Here is a 6,700-nt window from a genome sequence, read left to right as displayed (position 1 = left end):
CTTGTTCCGCTAAGTCAAGAATACGGAGCGGGGGAACAAACATCATAAGATTCTGAAATAAATTCAGAATGATTAGTCATTTAACTTATTAAACACCCCAATCAAATTAGTTTATCCTTTTATCTTCTTTGGAAGCATTGTTCCGTATTTATCTATTAGATATACTAAAGCAGTCATGGTTGCTGCGCCGAGTTCTAACTCCCTTTTGTTTACATGCTCAAAAGTATCGTTGGCAGCATGGTGATGATCAAAGTAACGCTGAGAATCAGGACGCAATCCGGCCAAAACAATACCATCACCTTTAAGTGGCCCTATGTCAGCGCCACTTCCCCCTTTCTTAAAATAGTGAATTAAATATGGTTCAAATAAGGGTTTCCAAGCGGTTATTTTTTCAAAATTTTCATCCGAACAATCAAAGCTGAATCCTCGAGGTGTAAACCCGCCTGAGTCACTTTCCAGGGCAAAAACATGATTCTCTCCTTTTGCCTTAGCTACTTCGGCATATTTATTACCTCCTCTTAACCCATTTTCCTCGTTCATAAACATTACTACGCGAATAGTTCTTTTCGGTTTATAACCAGTTTTCTTTAGTAAATGCAATACATCCATACTCTGAACACAGCCAGCCCCATCATCATGAGAACCATCTCCCAGGTCCCACGAATCTAAATGACCACCTATAGTAATAATTTCATTAGGAAATTCACTCCCTTTAATTTCACCTATCACATTGTATGAAAGTACATCTGGATAAACTTTACAAGTCTGTCGAAAGTGAAACTTAATCTTAGGGTTAAGTTCGAGCATTGTGCTGAGAATATCCGCATGTTTGGTGCTAATGGCTGCAGCTGGTATTCTTTTATTTATCGGTAATTCACCATAACTCATCGATCCGGTATGTGGCAAATCATCTATGCGAAGATTCATAGACCTGACAATCACTCCGACTGCTCCGTATTTTGCTGCCTCAGCAGCCCCTGAATAACGTTGATCTACACATCCACCATATGCTTCAAAAGTATTAATAACATCTGCTTGCATCGGACGGTTATAAAAAACGATTCTGCCCTCTATTTTTTCTTTTCCCAATGCAGCCAACTCATCCAATCCTTGCACTTCAATCAATTCAGTTTTCAACCCTCCGGCAGGCGTAGCTACCGACCCTCCTAAAGCACATATATTTACAGGAGTAGTAAGACCTGGTCCTGATTCGATAAAAGCATACTCAGCTATACCTCTTGTCCATTTTGGGACCATTACTGGTTGAAGATAAACCCTGTCCAATGACAGCTTTTCCATTTCTGCTTTGGTATATGCTACCGCTCTTTCTGCATTTAATGAACCTGACAACCTGCCGCCTATTTGATTCGATAAATGATCTAACCATTCATAAGCTTTAGATTCGGTTAAAGCGATTTTATATATTTGTTCCAATTGCTCTTCATCACTCATCTGGGAAAAACTTATTATTGGTAGGATCCAGAATGCTACAAGTAATTTTTTCATCAATGATATTTAAATTTCCGATTCTAATTGTTTTTTATAATCATCCAAACTGGCCTGAACTTCAGGGGCTAACTCAGGTTCTTCAATATCGCTGTACTCTTTGAGCTCATCATATAAAATATCAGCAACAATAAGTCTTGCTTCATCTTTATTATCTGCTGGAATAATATACCATGGAGCATGGGAGGTGGAGGTACGATTGATAGCATCTTCATAAAACTGCTGATAGGTATCCCAAAGTTTTCGTTCTTTTAAATCACCCGGTGAGAACTTCCAGTTTTTTTCTTTATTGTCTATTCTTCTAATTAATCGATTCCTTTGTTCTTTTTTAGAAAGGTGTAAAAAAAGTTTAAAAATGATGGTTCCATTTTCTACCAGGTGCTTTTCAAAGTTCTTTATTTGCTCAAATCGCTGATGCCAAAAAGCATCATTAACATCTTCTAAAGTCTCCACTCCCGGAATATTTTCATTCAATATATACTCTGGATGTACCCTGGTTACCAATACATTCTCATAATGCGTTCTATTAAATACCGAGAACTTACCACGGGCAGGTAATGCTATATAATGACGCCACAAAAAATCATGTTTTAATTCCAATGGGGTGGGCACTTTAAAACTATGTACTACAATACCACGGGTATTAAAATCCTTAAACACCTCTCTGATCATACTATCTTTACCCGCCGTATCCATGCCCTGGATACAAACAAGAACGGCATACTTGCCATGGGCATATAGAACATCCTGAAATTTTCCTAGTTTCTCACGAACCTCTTCCAATTCCTTTTTTAATTCATCTTCTGAGGCCTTTAAATCTTTGAATGTTGAGATTTCAGCAAGGTTTACAGGGGTTTCAGCTCTGAAGTCAGAGGATTTTATTTTCTTCATTATTTGATGTTTGACGATCTAAGTTACTAAAACACTTTAATAAAACAATTGAAAATTGTAATATTGTAATACCCAAAATTCTTACTTAAACTTTAACATTATGAAAAAAGCTATACTTCTTACCCTATCATGCTTTATGCTATCTTCGTTCGTGTTAGCTGATTGTACAGATGCTCATTCTTATGCGAGTTATGCTCTAATGCATACAAAAAGAGCATTAAAAGCTGATAACTTTGATCACCAACGCTACTATGCTGACCGTGCTATTGAAGCTTTTGAAAAAACACAATCTAAAATGCAAGGTTGTGATTGTGAAAAAGCAAAAAAAGCAATTGAAGAAGCTTTAATTGACCTAAAAAAAGCCGCAGACCCTGTAGACTGGAAAACCGGTAATTTCTACACTCAAAAAGCACTTGAAGACGCGGACGCAATGATGAATGCATTAGAACTTTGCACCTCATCATCATATACTCCTCCGGCCAATACTGACACCTACTCAAATGATGTTGCAATTGCCGAGACAAGCAGTAGTTCTAATGAAGATAATTTATTAGCTGCTCAAAAAGCCTTAGAGGCAAAACAACAGCAATTATTGAAAGAGCAACAAAAACTACAAGAACAAATTGCAAAACAAGAGGCTCAAAAAGCAAAACTGTTGAAGGAAAGAGAAGCTGAACTAACTGAGCAAAGACTATTAAAAAATGAAGCCGATCAAGCCATTGCCAATTACAAATCCGCAATGCAAAAACTACTCAATACGATGGAGTGTCCGAAAGCGCAACAGGTACTCGATGCTTTCATTTACAATAAAAGTGAATCCTCTCTACAAAACGAGACCCTGGAAGACACCAGGAGATACTATCAAAATCTATTAATCAAAGTACAACAAGAGGCATTGTCAGCCATGCAAAGTTGTAATTAGAATAAAATATCACCACAAAAAAAAGCCCCTAAATGGGGCTTTTTTTATTTACTCGCAAAGAGCTTTACATCAGCTTCGGAAACTTCTTTATTTCCAAGAATAATAAGTCGTTCAACTACATTTCTCAACTCCCTTATATTTCCCGTCCAGTCGTATTCCTGAAGTAATTTTATAGCATCACCTGTAAACTCTTTTTCAACCGTTCCTTGCTCTGAAGCAACTTTTGCTGCAAAATGTTTTATCAACAAAGGAATATCTTCTCTTCGATCATTCAGCGCAGGAACTTTTATAAGAATTACGGCAAGTCTGTGATATAAATCCTCTCTGAATTTGCCTTCTTCAATTTCCTTTTGAAGATCCTTGTTTGTCGCAGCTATAACACGAACATCTACCTTAATATCTTTATCGCTGCCTACTCTTGATATTTTATTTTCTTGTAGCGCTCTTAACACTTTTGCCTGTGCTGATAAACTCATATCACCAATTTCATCCAGGAAAATAGTTCCTCCGTTGGCAGCTTCAAACTTACCCGCTCTATCTTTAACTGCTGATGTAAAAGCCCCTTTGACATGTCCAAAAAGTTCACTTTCGATCAGCTCTGATGGTATTGCTGCACAGTTAACTTCTATCATTGGTTTTTTGGAGCGATCACTTTTTTGATGCAACCAATGAGCTACAAGCTCTTTCCCTGTCCCGTTCGGACCGGTAATCAAAACTCCTGCGTCAGTCGTAGCTACTTTTTCGATCATCTCCTTTACCAGATTAATCGATTCGCTCTCTCCAATCATTTCAAAGTGCTTACTTACTTTTTTCTTCAAGCGCTTGTTCTCTTGTACCAGCTCCTTTTTATCAAGTGCGTTACGAACAGTATTCAGTAACCTGTTAAGATCTGGCGGCTTGGATATGTAATCATAAGCTCCCATTTTCATGGTATTCACAGCAGTTTCCAGGTCGCCATGACCCGAAATCATAACAAAAGGTATCTCTGGCTTTATCTTTTTTACCGCTTCAAGCACTTCAACACCATCCATCTTTGGCATTTTTATATCACACAATACCAAATCATAATCATCTTTTTTAAGCTTTTCGATTCCAGAAAGACCATCTTCAGCCTCCTCTACTATATAATCTCCATTTTCCTCATTCAGGATTTTCACCAATACCCTACGGATTGCAGCTTCATCTTCTATTATTAATATTTTTGACATATATTTTTATTTTTCTTGAAATAAATGAACGTCTCTTTGAGGAAATGGTATGGTAACTTTATTCTCTCTAAAGAGCTTATCTATTTTATATCTGATATCACTTTTAATTCTAGGCTCATTAAAGGTGTCGTCTGTATAGAAATACAGGCCGAACATCAAGGCAGAATCACCAAAGTCTTCAAAAAACACTATGGGACCAGGCTTTTCCAAAACTCCTTCCACTCCACTAACACTCTCCTTTAACAATTTAGTCACTAATTCTACATCACTTCCATAGGCCACCCCAACTTTAACGAATTCCCTGTTTAAACGAGAGTTCTGAGTGAAGTTGAAAATATTTTCAGTTAAGAACTTATGATTAGGAATTATCATTACCTTTTCATTCTTGGTAACACCTCTGGTGCTTCTCAATCTGATCTCATAAATCTTTACAACCTTATCGTTTATTTGAATTATATCTCCTTGATGCAAAGATTGATCCAAAATTATGAGTATCCCAGAAATGATATCCTGAAAGAGATATTGTAAAGCAAAGCCCAAACCAACAAACAAGGCTGCTGAAGCAGTTAACAATACAGTAAGGTCTACGCCAGATGAACTTAATACCACCATGATTACAATTACGTAGACGATGTAATGTACGAAAGTAAAAATACTGGTAAACTTACGTTTATCTACTTTTGACAACCTGGAAGTAACCAAACTCCTAATTAATCTTAAGGCATAATAAGCAATTATACACCCGATAATCATCATCAAAACTGTTCCTACCGTTACAGTGTACTTTTCTCCCCCGAGAAGCGTAATTCCCAAAAGATCTTTAATTTCCTTAACTACGTCTTTTACAATTTCCATTTATGAATATTTTATCCATTTAAAAATCTCTTTATAGCTCGCTTTTTTTCCATACATCAAAATTCCAACTCTGTAAATTTTAGCTGCAAACCATACCGTTAAGCTAAATGTAAGATACAATGTTAATATCGATAAAATAATTTGCCAAATCGGAACACCAAATGGTATTCGCATTAGCATGACAATTGGAGATGTAAAAGGAATGAACGAAAATATTGTCGAAACAGTACCATGTGGATCTTCCATCACTGTAAAAAAGCCAACATAGATTCCAAGCATCAAAGGCATAATGATTGGCAGCATAAACTGCTGTGTATCTGTCTCATTATCCACGGCTGCACCTATAGCGGCATATAAAGAACTGTAAAGCAAGTAGCCTCCTATGAAATAAACCACAAAACTCGCAATGAGAGTTCCTAAAGGTAAATGGAACAACTCTGAGATTAATGATTGAGCGATTACATCAATATTTTCTTGTTGTGCAGCGTTTTCTAGCAGCATCTGTGGTTGTTGCATTCTAGCCTCCACAAGGTCAACATTAAAAATAACAGAAACCAAACCTAACAAAACACCTCCAACTATAAGCCACATTAAAAATTGGGTTATTCCGGCCAAGGATGTTCCTATAATCTTCCCCATCATGAGTTGTATAGGCTTAACCGACGAAATGATAATTTCAATAATACGATTCGTTTTTTCTTCAATTACACTCCTCATAATCATATTTCCATAAATGATAATAAACATCATTAACAGATATCCGGCCACCCCACCAAAAACAAGTTTCAACACGTTACCAAGCTTTGAAGTTTTCTCTCCTGAAAAGTTTTCAAGAACTATATCTACGTCTACTCTGGAGTCTTCAATTTTAGTGGCATCTACATTATTATACTGAAGATTAAGATTAAATATTTTCTTTTCAATTTTATCTGTTAAACCTTCTATCATATTAAAACTTGGTGATTCCTCAGAGAAAAACTCGATAGAATTTGACAAATCTTTCAGGGAAACAGATGGTATATATAATAAACCGGATGTATTTCCTCCTTTAACAAGGTTTTGAGCATCCGCCAGAGTTGTATTTTCAAGTACATGATAACTTAAGTTTCCATCCGACAAAAACAATTCTTCAAAGTATCCCGATTCATCTAATACGGCAATTGTCTTGGTACTATCACTATTTATCTGTGACAGATATGCTACCAAAGCTGCTAATCCCACAAAAATTAATGGACTCAAAAAAGTCATTACAATAAATGACTTGTTTCGAACCTTATTAATATATTCCCTCTTTATAACCAGCAATAAGTGATTCATT

Annotated in this window: 6 protein-coding genes; 1 reads left to right on the top strand and 5 read right to left on the bottom strand. The window is 36.4% G+C overall.

Annotated elements, in window-relative coordinates; translation table 11 throughout:
- Positions 1-111: 111 nt before the first annotated feature.
- Both BM361_RS06470 and BM361_RS06465 read right to left on the bottom strand, forming a co-directional pair.
- Positions 112-1,506, bottom strand: coding sequence for a M28 family peptidase (locus BM361_RS06470; RefSeq protein WP_074977710.1), 1,395 nt, complete (start codon positions 1,504-1,506; stop codon positions 112-114).
- Positions 1,507-1,515: 9 nt separating this feature from the next.
- Positions 1,516-2,397 (bottom strand): PPK2 family polyphosphate kinase, encoded by an 882-nt coding sequence (locus BM361_RS06465; RefSeq protein WP_074977708.1) that lies wholly within the window; start codon positions 2,395-2,397, stop codon positions 1,516-1,518.
- Between the two features lie 100 nt (positions 2,398-2,497).
- On the opposite strand from BM361_RS06465, the gene BM361_RS06460 reads away from it, so the two are divergent.
- Positions 2,498-3,319, top strand: coding sequence for a hypothetical protein (locus BM361_RS06460; protein ID WP_074977707.1), 822 nt, complete (start codon positions 2,498-2,500; stop codon positions 3,317-3,319).
- Positions 3,320-3,363: 44 nt separating this feature from the next.
- Here BM361_RS06460 and BM361_RS06455 read toward each other — a convergent pair whose 3' ends face one another.
- Genes BM361_RS06455 through BM361_RS06445 form a run of 3 tightly spaced genes read right to left on the bottom strand, consistent with a single transcriptional unit; the run spans position 3,364 to position 6,699 of the window.
- Complete coding sequence (locus BM361_RS06455) at positions 3,364-4,527, bottom strand: sigma-54-dependent transcriptional regulator (RefSeq protein ID WP_074977705.1); 1,164 nt, start codon at positions 4,525-4,527, stop codon at positions 3,364-3,366.
- 6 nt (positions 4,528-4,533) lie between these two features.
- Positions 4,534-5,382, bottom strand: coding sequence for a mechanosensitive ion channel family protein (locus BM361_RS06450; RefSeq protein ID WP_038265821.1), 849 nt, complete (start codon positions 5,380-5,382; stop codon positions 4,534-4,536).
- Complete coding sequence (locus tag BM361_RS06445; RefSeq protein WP_038265824.1) at positions 5,383-6,699, bottom strand: ABC transporter permease; 1,317 nt, start codon at positions 6,697-6,699, stop codon at positions 5,383-5,385.
- Position 6,700 lies beyond the last annotated feature (1 nt).

Source organism: Zhouia amylolytica, assembly GCF_900116365.1.
GTDB lineage: Bacteria > Bacteroidota > Bacteroidia > Flavobacteriales > Flavobacteriaceae > Zhouia > Zhouia amylolytica.
The sequence above is the reverse complement of the archived record's forward strand: the minus strand, read 5'-3'. Positions and strand labels throughout refer to the sequence as shown.